General features: G+C 73.4%; 14 protein-coding genes. 6 read left to right on the top strand and 8 right to left on the bottom strand.

Going from position 1 to position 16,392, the window contains the following annotated elements; translation table 11 throughout:
• The first annotated feature begins 116 nt into the window (after positions 1 to 116).
• Complete coding sequence (locus tag OG985_RS09385) at positions 117 to 1,211, top strand: LacI family DNA-binding transcriptional regulator (RefSeq protein WP_371667802.1); 1,095 nt, start codon at positions 117 to 119, stop codon at positions 1,209 to 1,211.
• 201 nt (positions 1,212 to 1,412) lie between these two features.
• Complete coding sequence (locus OG985_RS09390; RefSeq protein WP_371667803.1) at positions 1,413 to 2,483, top strand: LacI family DNA-binding transcriptional regulator; 1,071 nt, start codon at positions 1,413 to 1,415, stop codon at positions 2,481 to 2,483.
• A 149-nt stretch (positions 2,484 to 2,632) separates the two neighbouring features.
• Here OG985_RS09390 and OG985_RS09395 read toward each other — a convergent pair whose 3' ends face one another.
• Both OG985_RS09395 and OG985_RS09400 read right to left on the bottom strand, forming a co-directional pair.
• Positions 2,633 to 3,088, bottom strand: a complete 456-nt coding sequence (locus OG985_RS09395; protein ID WP_371667804.1) for a (2Fe-2S)-binding protein — start codon at positions 3,086 to 3,088, stop codon at positions 2,633 to 2,635.
• 21 nt (positions 3,089 to 3,109) lie between these two features.
• Complete coding sequence (locus OG985_RS09400) at positions 3,110 to 5,194, bottom strand: molybdopterin cofactor-binding domain-containing protein (protein ID WP_371674316.1); 2,085 nt, start codon at positions 5,192 to 5,194, stop codon at positions 3,110 to 3,112.
• Between the two features lie 208 nt (positions 5,195 to 5,402).
• Between OG985_RS09400 and OG985_RS09405 the strand changes: the two genes are divergently transcribed.
• Positions 5,403 to 6,665 (top strand): YhgE/Pip domain-containing protein, encoded by a 1,263-nt coding sequence (locus tag OG985_RS09405; protein ID WP_371667805.1) that lies wholly within the window; start codon positions 5,403 to 5,405, stop codon positions 6,663 to 6,665.
• A gap of 30 nt (positions 6,666 to 6,695) precedes the next feature.
• On the opposite strand, the gene OG985_RS09410 is transcribed toward OG985_RS09405, so the two are convergent.
• The gene (locus OG985_RS09410; RefSeq protein ID WP_371667806.1) at positions 6,696 to 7,661 is read right to left on the bottom strand and encodes a pirin family protein; all 966 of its coding nucleotides are present in this window, start codon (positions 7,659 to 7,661) and stop codon (positions 6,696 to 6,698) included.
• Positions 7,662 to 7,798: 137 nt separating this feature from the next.
• Here OG985_RS09410 and OG985_RS09415 point away from each other — a divergent pair, with 137 nt between their 5' ends.
• Entirely contained in the window at positions 7,799 to 8,146 is a 348-nt protein-coding gene (locus OG985_RS09415) for a tetratricopeptide repeat protein (protein ID WP_371667807.1), read from the top strand.
• A gap of 244 nt (positions 8,147 to 8,390) precedes the next feature.
• Here OG985_RS09415 and OG985_RS09420 read toward each other — a convergent pair whose 3' ends face one another.
• The gene (locus OG985_RS09420; RefSeq protein WP_371667808.1) at positions 8,391 to 9,788 is read right to left on the bottom strand and encodes a PepSY-associated TM helix domain-containing protein; all 1,398 of its coding nucleotides are present in this window, start codon (positions 9,786 to 9,788) and stop codon (positions 8,391 to 8,393) included.
• A 209-nt stretch (positions 9,789 to 9,997) separates the two neighbouring features.
• On the opposite strand from OG985_RS09420, the gene OG985_RS09425 reads away from it, so the two are divergent.
• Positions 9,998 to 10,645 carry a peptide deformylase gene (locus tag OG985_RS09425; protein ID WP_371667809.1) on the top strand — a complete coding sequence of 216 codons (648 nt, stop codon included), beginning with the start codon at positions 9,998 to 10,000 and terminating at the stop codon, positions 10,643 to 10,645.
• 31 nt (positions 10,646 to 10,676) lie between these two features.
• On the opposite strand, the gene OG985_RS09430 is transcribed toward OG985_RS09425, so the two are convergent.
• Positions 10,677 to 12,110 carry an NAD(P)/FAD-dependent oxidoreductase gene (locus OG985_RS09430; protein ID WP_371667810.1) on the bottom strand — a complete coding sequence of 478 codons (1,434 nt, stop codon included), beginning with the start codon at positions 12,108 to 12,110 and terminating at the stop codon, positions 10,677 to 10,679.
• 131 nt (positions 12,111 to 12,241) lie between these two features.
• Here OG985_RS09430 and trxA point away from each other — a divergent pair, with 131 nt between their 5' ends.
• Positions 12,242 to 12,628, top strand: coding sequence for a thioredoxin (trxA, locus tag OG985_RS09435; protein WP_371667811.1), 387 nt, complete (start codon positions 12,242 to 12,244; stop codon positions 12,626 to 12,628).
• 68 nt (positions 12,629 to 12,696) lie between these two features.
• Here trxA and OG985_RS09440 read toward each other — a convergent pair whose 3' ends face one another.
• From OG985_RS09440 to OG985_RS09450, 3 genes are all read right to left on the bottom strand, one after another.
• Positions 12,697 to 14,133 carry an aldehyde dehydrogenase family protein gene (locus tag OG985_RS09440; protein ID WP_371667812.1) on the bottom strand — a complete coding sequence of 479 codons (1,437 nt, stop codon included), beginning with the start codon at positions 14,131 to 14,133 and terminating at the stop codon, positions 12,697 to 12,699.
• Between the two features lie 418 nt (positions 14,134 to 14,551).
• On the bottom strand, positions 14,552 to 15,586 hold the full coding sequence (locus OG985_RS09445; RefSeq protein WP_371667813.1) for a LacI family DNA-binding transcriptional regulator: 1,035 nt from the start codon (positions 15,584 to 15,586) through the stop codon (positions 14,552 to 14,554).
• A gap of 98 nt (positions 15,587 to 15,684) precedes the next feature.
• Positions 15,685 to 16,332 carry a TetR/AcrR family transcriptional regulator gene (locus tag OG985_RS09450; RefSeq protein WP_371667814.1) on the bottom strand — a complete coding sequence of 216 codons (648 nt, stop codon included), beginning with the start codon at positions 16,330 to 16,332 and terminating at the stop codon, positions 15,685 to 15,687.
• Positions 16,333 to 16,392 lie beyond the last annotated feature (60 nt).

Here is a 16,392-nt window from a genome sequence, read left to right on the forward strand (position 1 = left end):
CCGGCGGCCCCGGAATCCCGGGCCCGCCCGCCTATGCTGTGGTCCTGCCGTGCCGGACCACAGGCCGGCCGTCACGGACCGTATCGACGTCGAGGAACCCCGAGGGATCAGCCACCATGACCGCAAGCGCCGCCGGCGGAGCCGTCCCGAAGGGGCGCAGCAGACGGAACTTCGCGGGCTCGCGTCCGGTGATGGACGACGTGGCCCGGCTGGCCGGTGTCTCCAAGCAGACCGTCTCGCGCGTGCTCAACGACCACCCTTCCGTCCGCGCCGAGACACGCGCGGCGGTCCTGGAGGCGATGAGCTCGCTCGGCTACCGCCCCAGCCGCAGCGCCCGGTCGCTGGCCAGCGGCCGGACCCGGATGCTCGGCGTCATCTCCTTCGACGCCGCCCGCTACGGGCCGGCCGCCATCCTCACCGCGATCAACACCGCGGCGCAGGAGGCCGGTTACCTGGTCAGCTCCATCGCCCTCGACACGGCCGACCACGACACGGTCGTGGCGGCCGTCGACCGGCTGTCGGCCGAGGGCGCGGACGGGGTGATCGCCATCGCCCCGCAGCTCTGGGTGGGCAGGGCCCTGGCGGACACCCGGCTCGACACCCCGCTGGTGGTGCTGGAGAACGGACTCGACGACAGCGCGGCGCTGGCCGCGCTGGTCACCGGCGACTCCCGGATCGGCGCCCGCAAGGCCACCGAGCACCTCCTGGCCCTCGGCCACCGGACCGTACGGCACCTCGCCGGACCGACCGGCTGGACCTCGGCCGACCAGCGGCTGACCAGCTGGCGCTCGACGCTGGAGGCGGCCGGGGCGCAGGTGCACGAGCCGCTCGTCGGCGACTGGAGCGCCGACTCGGGCTACGAACTCGGTCGTCGGCTGGCCCGGAACCCGGAGGTCACCGCGGTGTTCGCGTCCAACGACCAGATGGCCCTCGGCGTCCTGCACGCCCTGCACGAGGCGGGCCGTTCGGTCCCCGGTGACGTCAGCGTGGTCGGCTACGACGACATCCCGGAAGCCGCCCATCTGCTGCCCCCGCTGACCACCGTGCGCACCGACTTCGCCGAGATCGGCACCCGCTCGCTGCGCCTCCTGCTCGACCGGATCGACGGTCCGGCCGAGGCACCGCGGGCCGAGTCGCTGATTCCCGTGGAGCTCGTCGTGCGGGGCAGCAGCGGACCGGCCCCCGGCTGCACGCCGCCCGCCGTGCCCTGACCCGGCAGGAACCGCGACCGTGCGTGCCCGTGCTCGTGCCGGGGCACGGTCCGGACTCTCGACGGGGCTCGTCCGCCCGCATGCGAGCACGCGTGCTCCACCGACCTGACTCCGCAGACATGGCGGCGCAGCCCGGGAGCCCCGGCAGGACGGCGTCTGACATCATCGGGCTCGGACACACGACCGGCCCGGGGAGGCACCGTGACGCGAGGGACAGGACGGCGCGGAGGCTCCGCCGCACCGCGCAGCGTGGACGTCGCCCAGCTGGCCGAGGTCTCGCAGAAGACCGTCTCCAGGGTCTTCAACGACGAGCCGTACGTGTCCGCCGACGTGCGCCGCCGGGTGCTCGACGCCGCCGAACAGCTCGGTTACCGCCGCAACAACGCGGCCCGGGCGCTGGCCTCGGGACGCACTCGCTCCATCGGCGTGGTCACCCTGGGAACGGCCCTGTACGGGCCCGCCTCGCTGCTCATGGGGGTCGAGCGGGCCGTCCGCGACACGGGGTACGCGCTGCGCGTGGTCAACACGGTGGAGGGGGACCCCGGCGGTGTCTCCGGCGCCGTGGACGCGCTGCTGGAGCAGGGCGTCGACGGCATCGTCATCTCCGAGCCGATCGACGAGGCGGGAGACCAGGGCGAACGGTCCGTCGCCGTACCGGTCCTGGTCCTCAGCGCGCCACCGCCCTTCGCCGCCCCCACGGTGCTGGCCGCGGGCGGCGGCGTCGACCTGATGGCACGGGCGGCCACCGAACACCTGCTGGACCTCGGGCACGCCACCGTCCATCACCTCGCAGGGCCGCAGCGCTGGTACGCGGCCCGGGACCGGCTCGAGGGATGGCGGGCGGCGCTCAGCGCGCACGGCAGACACGAGCCGCCCGTCGTCGAGGGCGACTGGTCGGCCGCGTCCGGGTACGCGGCGGGGCGCGCGCTCGCCGCCGACCCCGGGGTGACCGCGGTGTTCTCCGCCAACGACGACATGGCCATCGGTCTGATGCGGGCCCTGACGGAAGCCGGCCGGCGGGTGCCGCAGGACGTGAGCGTCGTCGGTTTCGACGACATCCCGGTCGCCGCCTATGTCACCCCTCCCCTGACCACGGTGCGGCAACTGTTCGACGTCGTGGCGCGGGACGGACTCAGGCGTCTCCTGCACTCCATCGAGAACCCGCGGGCGGACCCCCTGCCGCCGACCGATCCGACGGTCGATCTCGTCGTCCGCGCCTCGACCGCGCCGCCGCCCCGGACCGGCCCCGGCGGTGGGCGCGGCGCCGGCTGATCCGCCCGCACCGCTCGTCGCGACCCGACGGCCCCGGACCGGGTTCCGCCCACCACGACCGGCCGGCGTCGCTGACCTGGCCCGCGGCCGGCCGGCGATCGCGGGGCGAACCGGGCTGCGCGTTCGCGCGGGCCGTCCTTGGGCGGCGGTCAGTCCGGCGCCGCCGCCTTCTTGATGGCCTCGCGGATGCGGGAGTAGGTGCCGCAGCGGCAGACGTTCTCGATGCGGTCGATGTCGTCGTCCGTGGGGCTGGACGTCCTGTCGAGCAGGGCCGCCGCGGCCATGATCTGGCCCGGCTGGCAGAAGCCGCATTGGGAGACGTCGCAGTCGAGCCAGGCCTGTTGCACGGGGTGGAGGGTGTCGCCGTCGGCCAGGCCCTCGATGGTGGTCACCGCCCGGTCGGCGCAGTCGGCGACCGGCACGACGCACGGCTGGATCTCCGCGCCGTCGAGATGGCTGGTGCAGGCGCGGCACACGCCCACCCCGCAGCCGTACTTGGGGCCGGTGACGTGCAGCAGGTCGCGCAGCACCCACAGCAGCGGCATGTCGGCCGGCGCCTCGACGGTCACGGACTTCCCGTTGAGGACGAAGGAGTAGGAGGGCATCGGTACCTTCTCGGACGGTGATCAGTAGTCGATCGGGAAGCGGCGGGGGGTGGTGCCGGTGGCACGGGCGTAGGCGTTGGCGACGGCGCCGGCCGCGGCCGGGACACCGAGTTCGCCGGCCCCGCCCGGGTCCCGCCGCGAGGGCATGATGTGCGCCTCGAAGTGCAGCGGGGCGTGCCGTTGGCGGGCGTAGCGGAAGTCGGCGAAGCTGCCCTCGCGCACCGCGCCCCGGTCGATGTGCAGGCCGGCCCGCAGCACGGTGGAGATGCCGTCGACGGCGGTGCCCATGAGCTGGGCCTCGAGTCCGCGCGGGTTGACGGCCGTGCCGACGTCGGCCGCCATCACCACCCGCGTGACCCGGGGATTCTTGGGGTCCCCGGCGTCGATCTCGACCAGACAGGCCACGCAGGAGTCGTACTCCTCGTGGACGGCGACGCCCTGTGCGTGGCCGTCCGGCATGGTCCGGCCCCAGTGTCCGGCGGCGGCGACCTTGTCGAGCACGGCCTTGACGGTTTTGCTCCGGAGCGTGGCGCGCCGGAAGGCGACGGGGTCCTTGCCCAGGCTCGCGGCGACCTCGTCCACGACGATCTCCTCGGCGGTGCGCGTCGTGCCGGAGTCCACCGACCGCCACGCGCCGAGGGGCATCGCCAGTTCGACCGAGCCCGAATCGCCGGAGAGGCGGCCGAAGTTGTACAGACCGCTGTCGCTGGGCAGCGGTCGCGCGGCGGCGCGTACACCGCCCTGGGCGGAGGCGCCCTGCTCCTCGTACGACTCGCTCACCGAGGCCGTGGCGTGGGCGAAGGCCACCACTCTGCCGCGGGCGTGACTGGCCCGGACGCGGTGGTGGGAGGCGGGCCGCATCCGGCCGTGCCGGATGTCGTCGGCGCGGCTCCACATCAGCTTGACCGGTTGCCGCGCCGCCTTGGAGATCAGCGCCGCCTCGAGCGCGGCGTCGTGGTCGAGGCGCCGCCCGAACGACCCGCCGCCCCGCACGACATGGACCCGCACCTTCGACTCCGGCAGTCCGATGGCCGAGGCGATGCTGTCGCGGGCGCCCATCGGTGACTGCGAGGAGAACCAGATCTCGGCGCTGTGCGGGCGTACGTCCGCCACCGCGGTCAGCACCTCCATCGGGGCGTGGCTGACGAACGCGAACGCGAACTCGCCCCCGACCTGGGCCGATCCGCTCGGCGGCGGGCCGAGCCGGGGGACGGCGGCGATCAGCCGGTACCGGATGGCCGCGTCGGACAGCCCGGCCAGCGGGCCCGGGGCCCAGGTGACGCGCAGCGCGTCCCTCGCCTGAAAGGCGTGGTGGAAGGTCTCCGCGACCACGGCGACCCCGCCGGGGATCCTGACGACGGCGTGGACGCCCGGCATCGCACGGGCAGCCCGGTCGTCGACCGAGACGACCTTCCCGCCGAGCGTCGGCGGCCTGGCCACCACCGTGGGCCTGGCACCGGCGACCGTCAGGTCTCCGGTGTAGCGCGCCGTGCCGGTGACGATGTCCCGGGCGTCGATCCGGGTCGTCGGCCGCCCGATCACGCGGTGCCGGGAGGCCGGCTTGGGTTTGCTCGACACGGCCGTCCGGCGGATTCCGGCGGCGCTCGCGGTCAGGGACCCGAAGGTGGCCGTACGTCCGTCCGGTGCGACGACCCGGGTGTTCCAGGTGCGCAGGGTCCGCGCGGGCAGGTGCCACCGCCGGGCGGCCGCGGTGACCAGCCGGGCGCGGGCGGTGGCGGCCAGTTGACGGGCCGGGCCGTAGAGCGAGCTCACCGAGCTGGAACCGCCGGTGAACTGGTTGCCCTTGGTGCGGGCCTCGGCGAGCGGCATGTCCACGTCGGCGAGCCGGGCGTCGAGCTCCTCGGCGATCATCATGGCGACGGCGGTGGTGACTCCCTGGCCGACCTCGACGCGCGGCAGCCGTACGACGATCCTGTTGGCGGCGGTGACCTCGAGGACCAGCATCTCCTCGTCGGTGCCGGTCACCAGGACGTCGGACGCTCTCGCGGCCCGGTCCGGCGTCGCCTCGGCGCCCGCCGCCGACGACGTGTCGCAGCCGAGCGGCGCCGCGACGGTGAGGGTGGTCGCGGCGAGCGAGTAGACCACGAACTTCCGGCGGGACAGCTGAGGTGCCAACGGACACTCCTTCGCGAACACGCGGTCGATTCGACTGTTAGGAGGGGCCGACACCGCTCGGGGTTGCCTTCGCGTGCTCGCGCGTCCATGGTCGTGTCGTTCCCCTGCGCCGCCGTACGGCACGCGGATGATCGGCCGACAACCGCCCGCCGAACCCCCACCCGACCTACGGAGAACCATGGCCGACGCCACGCCCCAGGCCAGAGCCGTCGTACTGCTGCGGCGCCCCAAGCTGTGGCTGCTGCCCACGATCCTGACCGGGCTGCTCGCCCTGCTGCTGTCCGTGCTCTACATGGGCGGCATCGTCAACCCGCAACAGGATCTGCACGATCTGCCGATCGCGCTCGTCAACGGCGACACGGGCAGCCCGCCGGCGGGCCAGAAACAGAACCTCGGTACCCAGATCACGCGGGCCGTCACCGCCGACACCTCCGGCGGCAAGGCCGAATGGCGCACCCTCACCCTGGCGCGGGCGCAGGACGAACTGGACTCCGGCAAGGTCTACGGCGCCCTGGTCATCCCCCCGGACTTCACCGCGTCCGTCACCGCGCTCACCACGACCGGGGCGACCGAACGCCCGACCCTCACCCTGCTCACCAACCCCGGCAAGGGCAGCCTCGGTTCGTCCCTCGCCAGTCAGATCGTCACGCAGGTGGCACGCCAGTCCTCCCAGGACATCGGCCGACAGCTCACCGCGGCGGCCACCGAGGCAGACTCCACCACGAAGCTGCTGCTCGCCGACCCGGTGGCCCTCACCACCCGGCCCGGCCACCCGCTCGGCGACCACAGCGGCCTGGGTCTTACCGCCTTCTACTACACCCTGCTGCTCGTGCTGGCCGGCTTCCTCGGCGGCAACGTCATCAGCAACGCCGTGGACACGTCCCTCGGTTACGCCGACAACGAGATCGGTCCCTGGCACACCCGCCTGCCCACCGTGCCGATCGACCGGAGGCAGACGCTGCTGCTGAAGATGGCGATGACCGCGGGCATCACCCTGCTCAGCGCCTCCCTGATCATGTTCGCCTGCGTCACCCTGCTCGGGATGGACGCGACCCGTCTGCCCCTGCTGTGGATCTACTCCTACTGCGCGTCCCTCGCGGTGGGCCTCGGCGTGCAGGCCATCAACGCGGCCTTCGGCGGCATCGGCCAACTGGTGTCCATGTTCGTGTTCATCGTGCTGGGACTGCCGTCCTCGGGAGCCACCGTCCCGCTCCAGGCGGTCCCCGGCTTCTACCGCTTCCTGTCCCACTTCGAGCCGATGCGCCAGCTCAGTGACGGCGTGCGCGCCATCCTCTACTTCGACGCGCGCGGCGACGCCGGTCTCACCCGCGCCTGGACCATGATCGGGGTCGGCGCCGCCCTCGCCCTCCTCTTCGGCTTCGGGATGGCCGCGTACTACGACCGCAGGGGCCACAGACGCCTGACCCCGCAGCCCGCCTGAGCGGCTCCCCGTCCCCCGGTACGACGGCGGTCAGCGCACCCGTCCCCGCGGTTTCAACGCCCCCTCGGGAAGCCGCGGGGCGGGCAGCGGAGCACCGTCGTACCCCTTCACCTCGCCGAAGCGTGATCCCGTCATCCAGTCCTCACGGGCCTGTTCGATCTCCTGCCGGGTGCGGCCGATCCAGTTCCAGAACATGATCAGTTCCTCGTCGAACGGCTCACCGCCCAGCAGCATCAGACCCGCGTCCGACTCGGCGCGCAGCGGGAGTTCGGTGCGGCCGCAGCCGAGATAGAGCATCGAGCCGGGCAGCAGCGGCACACCGTCGACGTGGGCCTCACCGGACATGGACAGCACGGCGTACTCGAAGTCCGGTTCCAGCGGCAGGCGTACGTCCGTGCCGTGGGCGAGGGTCAGGTCGGCGCCGACGATCGGGGTGTACGCCGTGCCGGGCGAGGTCGCTCCGTCGAGGTCGCCGAGGATCACCGTGGCCGTCAGGCCCGGTGCCGTGACCGACGGCAGGTCCGCGTGGTGTTCGAAGCGCGGGTCGGTGTGCCGGTGGCCGTCCGGGAGGGCGACCCACAGCTGGGCGCCGTGCAGGAAGCGGGCGTGCGGCGCGGGGCTCTCCTCGGAGTGGCTGATCGCCCGGCCGGAGGTCATCAGGCCCAGTTCGCGCGGGCGGATGGTCTGGAGGCTGCCGGTGGAGTCGCGGTGCAGCACCTCGCCCTCGTGCAGCCAGCTCACCGTCTGCAGCCCCATGTGGGGGTGCGGGGGCACCTGCATCCCGGGCTCGTCGGCGATGTCGTCGGGGCCGTAGTGGTCGACGAAGCACCAGGCGCCCACCATGCGGCGGCCCAGGTTGGGCAGCAGGCGGCGGACCTCGCTGGACTCGCCCAGTTTGACGCGGCGCGGGCTGAGGAGTTCACGTACGGGTTCCGCCACCACGAAGCCGCGTCCGCCGCACAGGGCGGGAACCGCCTCGCGATCAAGATTGCTCATGCGGCCCAACCTAGCCCCGCCAGGGGCTTCGCGTCAGTCCAACCCCACGTCGTCCGTCCTCCGGTGCGGGCCGCACGCCCACGTAGTGGAATGTTAAACGACCTCGTGGGGTTGTAGGCCGTCGAAGGAGGTCAGCAGTGGACATGACGTACTACGACCACGGAACGCCGGCCGAGCGCTGGGAGCGCGGGCGGATGTTCTTCGAGGCCAAGGACTACGCCGCCGCCGCGCGCGTGCTGGACGGGCTGGTCGAGGAGGTGCCGGAGCAGACCGGACCACGGCTGCTGCTGGCGCGCTCCTACTACCACTCGGCCCAACTGCGCCGCGCGGAAGCCGAGTTGCGCATCCTCGTCGAGCGCGACCCGGTGGAGCACTACGCCCGGCTGATGCTCGGCCGCACCCTCGAGCGGCAGGGCCGGCCCGAGGAGGCCGAATCGCACCTGCGCATCGCCTCCGCACTCGCGGGTGACTTCGAGCGGCTCTAGAGCCGCGGCTCCGGAGCCCGTACACCCGTCCTCGCCCCGTCACGCGCCCGATGCGTGACGGGGCGAACGCCTGTCCGCCAAGGCCACGGGCCCGTTTCGGCGGGCGGCCGCCCGCTCCGGCGGGGCCGCCGCGCGCGGACGCAGACACGGTTCGGCGAGCGGGGCGACCGTCCGGGCGGCCAGGCGCGAGCCGGGCGAGCGGTGTCGGACCACGCTACTTCACGAGGTCACCGCTTCCGCCGGGTCACTTCGCCCCGGCACCGCTCCCCCGGGCCCGCCGGTGGGCGACCTCCCCGAGGGCCACGTCGGCGACGAAGAAGGCGGCCAGCGGGATGCCGAGCAGCGGCACGAAGTAGCCGAGGACGACGACGACCACCACACCCGGCAGGACGATGTACGGGGGCACCTGCCGCCACGCTCCGCGCGGGACGGGCCGGCCGAAGGAGGAGCCGCGCCCGCGCTGCCACCACATGCGGTAGCCCCACACGATGAGCAGGATCAGCGACAGCGCGAGGAGCATCAGGGCGAGCTGGTTGACCAGACCGAACAGCACTCCGGTGTGCAGGTCGATGCCCCAGCGGGTCAGCTTGGCGAGCAGCGGGTAGTCCGCGAACCGCAGCACGTCGGTGACCTCGCCGGTGGTCGGGTCGACCGCGACGGAGTCCTGCTTCTCGGGCCAGCCGCGCTGCACCTGCCGCACGACGTACGCGGACGACTCGTCGGCGGGCGGGACGATCTCGACCGGGTCGCCGAGTCCCTCGGCGCGGGCGGCGGCCAGGACCTTGTCGAGGCCGACGCCGTGTTCGGCGTCCCCGGCGGAGGCGGACGCGCCGTGACCCGCGTGATCGCCGCCGGTCGTCGCCGTCACCGACGGGGTGGCCTGGCCGAGCGAGGTCCGCAGCTCGTCGATGTTGGCCCCGGCGTACGTCGACCAGGTCAGACCGGTCGCCGACAGGAAGACGAAGCCGGCCGCGGCCCAGACGCCGACACTGCCGTGCAGACCGAGGGTGCGGCGGCGGCCGCTGGTGCCCCGGACCTTGCGCAGCGCACGGCGGCGCGAGAACCACAGCACCAGGCCGCCGCCCGCGATCACCCACAACCAGCTCGCGGCGAGCTCGCTGTAGAGGCGGCCGGTGTCACCGAGGTGCAGGTCGCGGTGGAACTCGTCGATCCAGGTGCGCAGCGGCAACGCCCCGGTGGAGCCGTACTGTTCGAGATCCCCGCGCACCGTGCCGGTGTACGGGTCGACGAAGACCGCGAGGGTGTGGCCGGGGTCGACGCCCTCGACCCCGGAGAGCATCACCCTGGTGGTCGCGTCGGCCTCCGGGGAGGGCCGAACGGCCGACACGGCGCCCTCGGGGTGGGCCTTGCGGGCGGCGGCGACCTGCTCGGACAGGCGCAGTTCGGTGTCGCCGACGGGCACCGTCATCTCGTGCGCGTACACGAGCTTCTCGGCCTGGAAGGCGCCCGCGTACAGGAAGCCGGTGACGGCCGCGATCAACAGGAACGGCGCGACGAACACACCGGCGTAGAAGTGCAGACGCAGCACGAGCGGGCGCAGTGGCGCCCAGCGGCCGGGGGACGGCGCCGGGCCGGCGGCCGGCGGGGCCTCGTCCGTGGTGGTCGGGGGAGCGGTGGACATCGGCGGCTTCTCCGGGGGACGGGAACGGGGGCGCCGGGACCGCGGTCGGGCTGTGGGCTCGACACGGGACCGAACGACGTGGGGCGGTAGTGGTCCAGTAGTCGGACGAAGGGGGCGCCGAGTTCCCGGAGGCATGAGTGGCGTGCGTCACACGGCACGGTCCCGGGCGCCGATCCCGGGCGCCGTGGGGGCCGTGGCATCCTGGCGCGATGGCATCCGCACGTGATCACGCGTCCCTGACCGAGCAGGTGGAGGAACTCCTCGCCGTCGACGGCCCGTTGCCCATCGTCGCGGCCGGTGAGCCGGTCCTGCGGCGCCGGGCCGAACCCTTCGACGGCCAGCTGGACGACGCGCTGCTGGCCCGCTTCGTCGAGGCCCTGCGCGTCACGATGCACGCGGCGCCGGGCGTGGGCCTCGCCGCACCGCAGGTGGGCGTGGCGCTGCGGATCGCGGTCGTCGAGGATCCGGCGCCGGTGCCGGAGGAGGTACGGCTGGCGCGCGGGCGGGTGCCGCAGCCGTTCCGGGTGCTGGTCAATCCGTCGTACGAGCCCGTCGGCGGCGGACGTGCCGCGTTCTTCGAGGGCTGTCTGAGCGTGCCGGGCTGGCAGGCGGTGGTGGCCCGGCCGGCCGAGGTGCGGCTGACGGGCCTGGACGAGAACGGCCGCGCGGTCGACGAGGTGTTCACCGGCTGGCCCGCGCGCATCGTGCAGCACGAGACGGACCACCTCGACGGCACGCTGTACCTCGACCGCGCGGAGTTGCGCTCGCTCTCCTCGAACCGGGCGATGGCGGAGCGGTGGACGCAGGCGACGCCGGAACAGGCCGCGGAATCGCTCGGCTTCGAGCTGCCCCGCTGACCGTCCGGCGCCACCGCCCGCCGGTGCCGGCTCAGTTGTCCCGGTAGGCCTCCAGCAACCGCAGCCACACCTCGCTGATCGTCGGATAGGCCGGCACCGCGTGCCACAGCCTGCTGATCGGCACCTGTCCGGCGACGGCGACGGTCGCCGAGTGGATCAGCTCGCCGACACCGGGACCGACGAAGGTGACGCCGAGCAGGATCTCCCGCTCCAGGTCGACGACCATGCGGGCACGGCCCCGGTAGCCGTCGCCGTACAGACCGGCACCGGCGACCGCGGAGATGTCCTGGTCGACGGCCCGGACGCGGTGTCCGGCCTGTTCCGCCTCCGCCAGGGAGAGCCCCACGGCGGCGGCCTCCGGGTCGGTGAAGACGACCTGGGGGACGGCGGCGTGGTCGGCGGTGGCCGCGTGGGCGCCCCAGGGGTCGGACTCCAGGTGCGAGGCGCCGGAGGCGCGGGCGGCGATGGCCGCGCCGGCGATACGGGCCTGATACTTGCCCTGGTGGGTGAGCAGGGCACGGTGGTTGACGTCGCCGACCGCGTACAGCCATTCGTTTCCGGTCACGCGCAGGCTGTCGTCGACCGTCAGCCAGGAGCCCGGTTCCAGTCCGACCGTGTCCAGACCGATGTCGTCGGTCCGCGGGGCGCGGCCGGTGGCGAAGAGGATCTCGTCGGCCTCGATCCGGTCGCCCGCGTCGGTGACGACGACGACCGTGCCGGCCTCGCGGGTCACGGACTCGACCGAGGTGCCGGTGCGCACGTCGATGCCCGCCTCCCCGAGAGCCTCGGCGACCAGTTCGCCGGCGAAGGGCTCCATCCGGTTCAGCAGGCCCTTGCCGCGGACGAGCAGCGTGACCTCGGAGCCGAGGGCCCCCCAGGCCGTGGCCATCTCGGTGGCGACGACTCCGCCGCCGACCACGACCAGCCGGCCCGGCACCGCCTGCGCGCTGGTGGCCTCCCTGCTGGTCCACGGACGGACGTCGGCGAGTCCGGGCAGGTCGGGCAGGACGGCACTGGTGCCGGTGCACACGGCGACGGCGTGCCGGGCGGTCAGGACGTGCCGTTCGCCGCCGGGGCCGGTCACGGTGACCGTGCGCTCCCCGGTGAGGCGGCCGTGTCCGCGATACAGGTCGGCCCCGATGCCATCGAGCCACTGGATCTGGCCGTCGTCCTTCCAGTGGGAGGTGTATTCGTCCCGGTGGGCGAGGACCTCGGCCGCGTCGAGGGGGCCCTGCACCGACCGGCGCAGGCCGGGTACGCGGCGGGCGTCGGCGCGGGCGATGACCGGGCGCAGCAGAGCCTTGCTGGGCATGCAGGCCCAGTACGAGCATTCGCCGCCGACGAGCTCGCTCTCCACGACCGCGGTGGAGAGACCGGCCGCACGGGTGCGGTCGGCCACGTTCTCCCCCACGGGCCCGGCACCGAGCACCACGACGTCGTACTGGATGGTTTCCGTTTCCGTCATGGGCCCAGTCTGCTGGGTGGTGTGCGCGGAGGCCACATGGGTACGTGCGCCGGATACCGAGCGGAATACCGGGCCCGGTCGTCGTGTTGTGCCGACGGCTTCGCCCCCACACCAGGAAGAGGGAATCACCCATGAGCAGCACCGTGGAGCTGACCAAGGAGAACTTCGACGAGACGGTCACGGACAACGACTTCGTCCTGATCGACTTCTGGGCGTCCTGGTGCGGGCCGTGCCGTCAGTTCGCCCCCGTCTACGAGAAGGCGGCGGAGGACAACCCGGACCTCGTGTTCGGCAAGGTGGACACCGAGGCGCAGCCCGAGCTGGCGGCGGCCTTCGGTATCCAGTCCATCCCCACGCTGATGATCGTCCGTGACCGCGTCGCCGTGTTCGCGCAGCCGGGCGCCCTGCCCGAGGCCGCCCTGACGGACGTCATCGGACAGGCCCGGAAGCTCGACATGGACGAGGTCCGCAAGTCGGTCGAGGAGCAGCAGGGACAGGCCGAGCAGAACGGCGCCTGACCCGGCACCGCTCGGCCGGGCGGGACGGCGTGGTTCCGGGACAGCGCCCTGGGACGGTCCCGGACGTTCTAGAACGGGTACGGCGCCACGTCCGAGCGCACGGTGGTCCAGCGCACGTCGGTGAAGGCCTCCAGGTTGGCCTCGCCGCCGAAGCGGGCCCCGGTGCCGGACGCGGCGATGCCGCCGAACGGCGCCACGGCCTCGTCGTTCACCGTCTGGTCGTTGATGTGGACGATCCCCGTGGGGATGCGTTCGGCCAGGTCGAGGCCGCGCGCGGCGTCGCGGGTGACGATGCCCAGGGAGAGCCCGTACGGGCCGCCCGCCGCCAGCGCCGCCGCCTCCTCGGGCGTGCTGAAGGCGCGGACGGGCGCGACCGGACCGAAGACCTCCTCCGCGTAGGCGGGGGTGTGGTCGTCGACGCCGGCGAGCACCGTCGGCCGGTAGAAGAGGTCCTCGTGCGTGCCGCCCGCCGCCAGCTTGGCGCCCTGGGCGGTGCTCGCCTCCACCAGGCCGTGGATCTTGGCCAGTTGGGCGGAGTCGATGATCGGGCCGAGGTGGACCTGCTCGCGGTGCGGGTCTCCGACGGCGAGGGCGTCGGCCTTCGCGGCGAGGCGCTCGACGTACTCCGCGTACAGGGACTCGTGGACGAGGTGGCGGCCGGTCGTCATGCAGATCTGGCCCTGGTGGAAGAAGGAACCCCAGGCCGCCGTGGAGATCACCGCGTCGAGATCGGCGTCCTCCAGCACGATCAGGGCGGAGTTGCCGCCGAGCTCCAGATGCGCGCGCTTGAGGTGACGCCCGGCCGCCTCACCGACGGCACGGCCCGCCGCGGTCGACCCGGTGAAGGAGATGACGGGCACGCGGGGATCGGCGACCAGTGCCTGACCAGCCTCCGGACCGCCGGGCAGGATGTGCAGCAGACCCTCGGGCAGACCCGCCTCCGCGAGGACGGCGGCGAGGGCGAGGCCGCCGCAGACCGCCGTACGCGGGTCCGGCTTCAGGACGACCCCGTTGCCGAGGGCGAGGGCCGGGGCGACGGAGCGGATGGAGAGGATCAGCGGGGCGTTGAAGGGGGAGATCACGCCGACGACGCCGACCGGGACGCGCCGTGTGTAGGACAGCCGGGGCGCCTCGCTGGGCAGGACCTGTCCGGCCGGGCGGGAGGCGAGCGCGGCGGCCTCGTAGCACTCCTGCGCGGCGACGTGCAGCTCGAAGTCGGCCTTGCCCGGGATGGAGCCGGACTCGCGCACGAGCCATTCGCGCAGTTCACCGGCGTGCGCGGCGAACAGGTCACCGGCCTTGCGCAGTACGCCGGCGCGGACGAAGTGCGGCAGGCGGGCCCATTCGGCCTGGGCGCCCGAGGCGGCTTCGGCGGCCGCTTCGACGTCCCTGGCGGTGGCCACGGTGACGGTGCCGAGCGTGTCGCCGGTGGCGGGCTCGGTGACGGCGTACCGGGGTCCGGACAAGGGGCGGGACTGCCAGGTCTTCGGGTCGAGCAACGGCATGGGGGCTCTCCGTTCGGTCACCGGCGGGACTCCACGGGGTACGGAAGTCCCGTACTCTCGCGGCCTGTTCGGCGACCGCGAGCGGGATACGGCGATCCGGCGCAGCCGTCCGAGCTGCCTCGGGCTCTCCACCGCATCCCGGTTTGGTTGAGCGTGCAACATCCTAATCACGAGCCACGCGGAAGGCGCCGGTCGGCACGGGGTTGGGTCGGGTCGGGTCCCGTCGGGTCGGGTCGGGTCGGGTCGGGTCGGGTCGGGTCGGGTCGGTCGAGCAGAGCGGGTGTGTGGCGCGACGCGAGGGCGACCGGTGGCCCGGATCGGCCGGCTCCGGGCGATGACGGTCGGACCGGTGACGGTCGGACCGGTAACGGCCGGACCAGTGACGGCCGGACCCGTGACGGCCGGACCCGTGACCCGGTCAGGTGGAGTCGCGGTGGACCACCGACGCGTCCAGCACCTTGTGCGTCTCCGGCGCGGCGTCCGGGTTGCGTACCGCCCGGTCCACCAGCTCGGCGAGGTCGCGGCCGGACGGCAGTTCGATGTGGACGGTGCTGAGCCGGGGCCGCAGCAGTCGGCCGAGCATCAGGTCGTCGGCGCCGATGACGGCCGTGTCCCGCGGGACGGAGATGCCCTCGTCCTGCAGGGCTCGCATCAGGAGCATCGCGTACTCGTCGTTGTACGCGAACACCGCGTCCAGGCCGAGGGACCGCCAGCGGGCGGCGAGCCGCGCGGCGGCCTCCTCGTCGTGCGCGAGGGGCAGTTCGGTGAGGACGGCGTCCGTTCCGCGCAGCGCGTTGCGCACCCCTTGGAGCCGGGGCAGCGAGAACGCCTCCAGGCCGGCTTCCGCGGGCACGAGGACGCCGATCCGGCGGCGGCCGCGGGCGTAGAGGTGACTGCCCGCGCAGTGGCCGACGCCCTCGTGGTTCATGAGCAGGGCGTGGGCGCCCTCGACCGACTCGGGGCCGAGGGTGACCACGGCGCGAGCCCCGGAGCGCTTGAGTACCGCCACGCCCTGCGGACCCAGTCCCGAGCCGGGCACCAGCACGGCCACCGGCCGGAGTTCGGCCCAGGCACGGGCGGCCTCGTCACCGTGCAGACCGACGGTGCCGTACTGCACGACGGTGTAGTCGAGGCGGCCCAGCGCCCACTGGAGTTCGTTGATGAACTGGCCGTACAGCGGGCCGACCGGGATCGACGGCGCCGGCATCAGGACCATACGGCTGTGTCCGGCCCGCAGGCTGCGGGCGGCGGCGTGCGGAACGTATCCGAGTTCCTTCGCGGCCGCGTGCACCCGGTGGCGGGTGGGCTCGCTGATCCGGACGGCGCTGGTGTTGTTGAGGACGTAGGAGACGGTCGCGCGCGAGACGCCGGCCAGGCGGGCCACATCGGCGCTCGTGGGCACGGAGCGCGCCGCGGGCGACGCGGGCGCGGGCGTTCTGGGTATCTGCACCATGACGTACGGCATCTTGGCAGAAGCCGTGGCCCGGGAATCGGCCGGGGGACATGACAAGCCCGTACCGGAGCGCCGTCACGGCCGCCCGCGTCAGCGCCTCAGCGCGTCACCCGCCTGACCAGGTCCGTCCAGCCCGCCTCCAGCCGCTCCATCGGCATCCCGCACTGAGTGGTCAGGTAGTGGATGGCGGCCGGATCGACATAGGCCATCAGCGTCATGGCGAGGAGTTCGCAGTCCGCGTCCGGTACCGCCTGCCGCAGCAGCAGGGCGACATGGCCGCGGAGCAGTCGCCGGGGAGCGTTGGAGAAGCGGCGGCCCCCGCTCGGCTCGGCGGCCAGTTGCAGCTCCAGCTCGTCCACCATCCTGCGCAGCAGCGCCCGGCCGAAGGCGTCCAGGCGCTCCACGGGAGACGCCCCCGGGCCCAGCGGCGGGGGGCCGCTGACGAACGCGGCCTGGAACTTCTTCTCGGAGTGGTCGAGCAGCGCCATCAGCAGCCCGTTGCGGTCGCCGAAGCGGCGGAACACCGTGCCCTTGCCCACCGAGGCCGCCGCTGCCACCGCTTCCATGGTCAGGCCGGCCGCCCCGTGTTCCGCCACCAGCCGACCGGCGGCCTCCAGGAGCCGGGCCCGGTTGCGCGCCGCGTCGGCGCGCAGGCACGGATCGTCGTCGCCGGAGCCCAGCTGCAGCAACTCTGACCGTTCGAAGGGCTCCTGAGGTGCCGGGAAAGGGGGCAGGGCGGCGGACATGAAGACAGCGTAAAGCATCGGGAACAAAACTGGACCGCGGTCCGGTTAGGGTGCTAGAAC

Source organism: Streptomyces sp. NBC_00289, from assembly GCF_041435115.1.
In the GTDB taxonomy this organism is placed as follows: Bacteria; Actinomycetota; Actinomycetes; order Streptomycetales; family Streptomycetaceae; genus Streptomyces.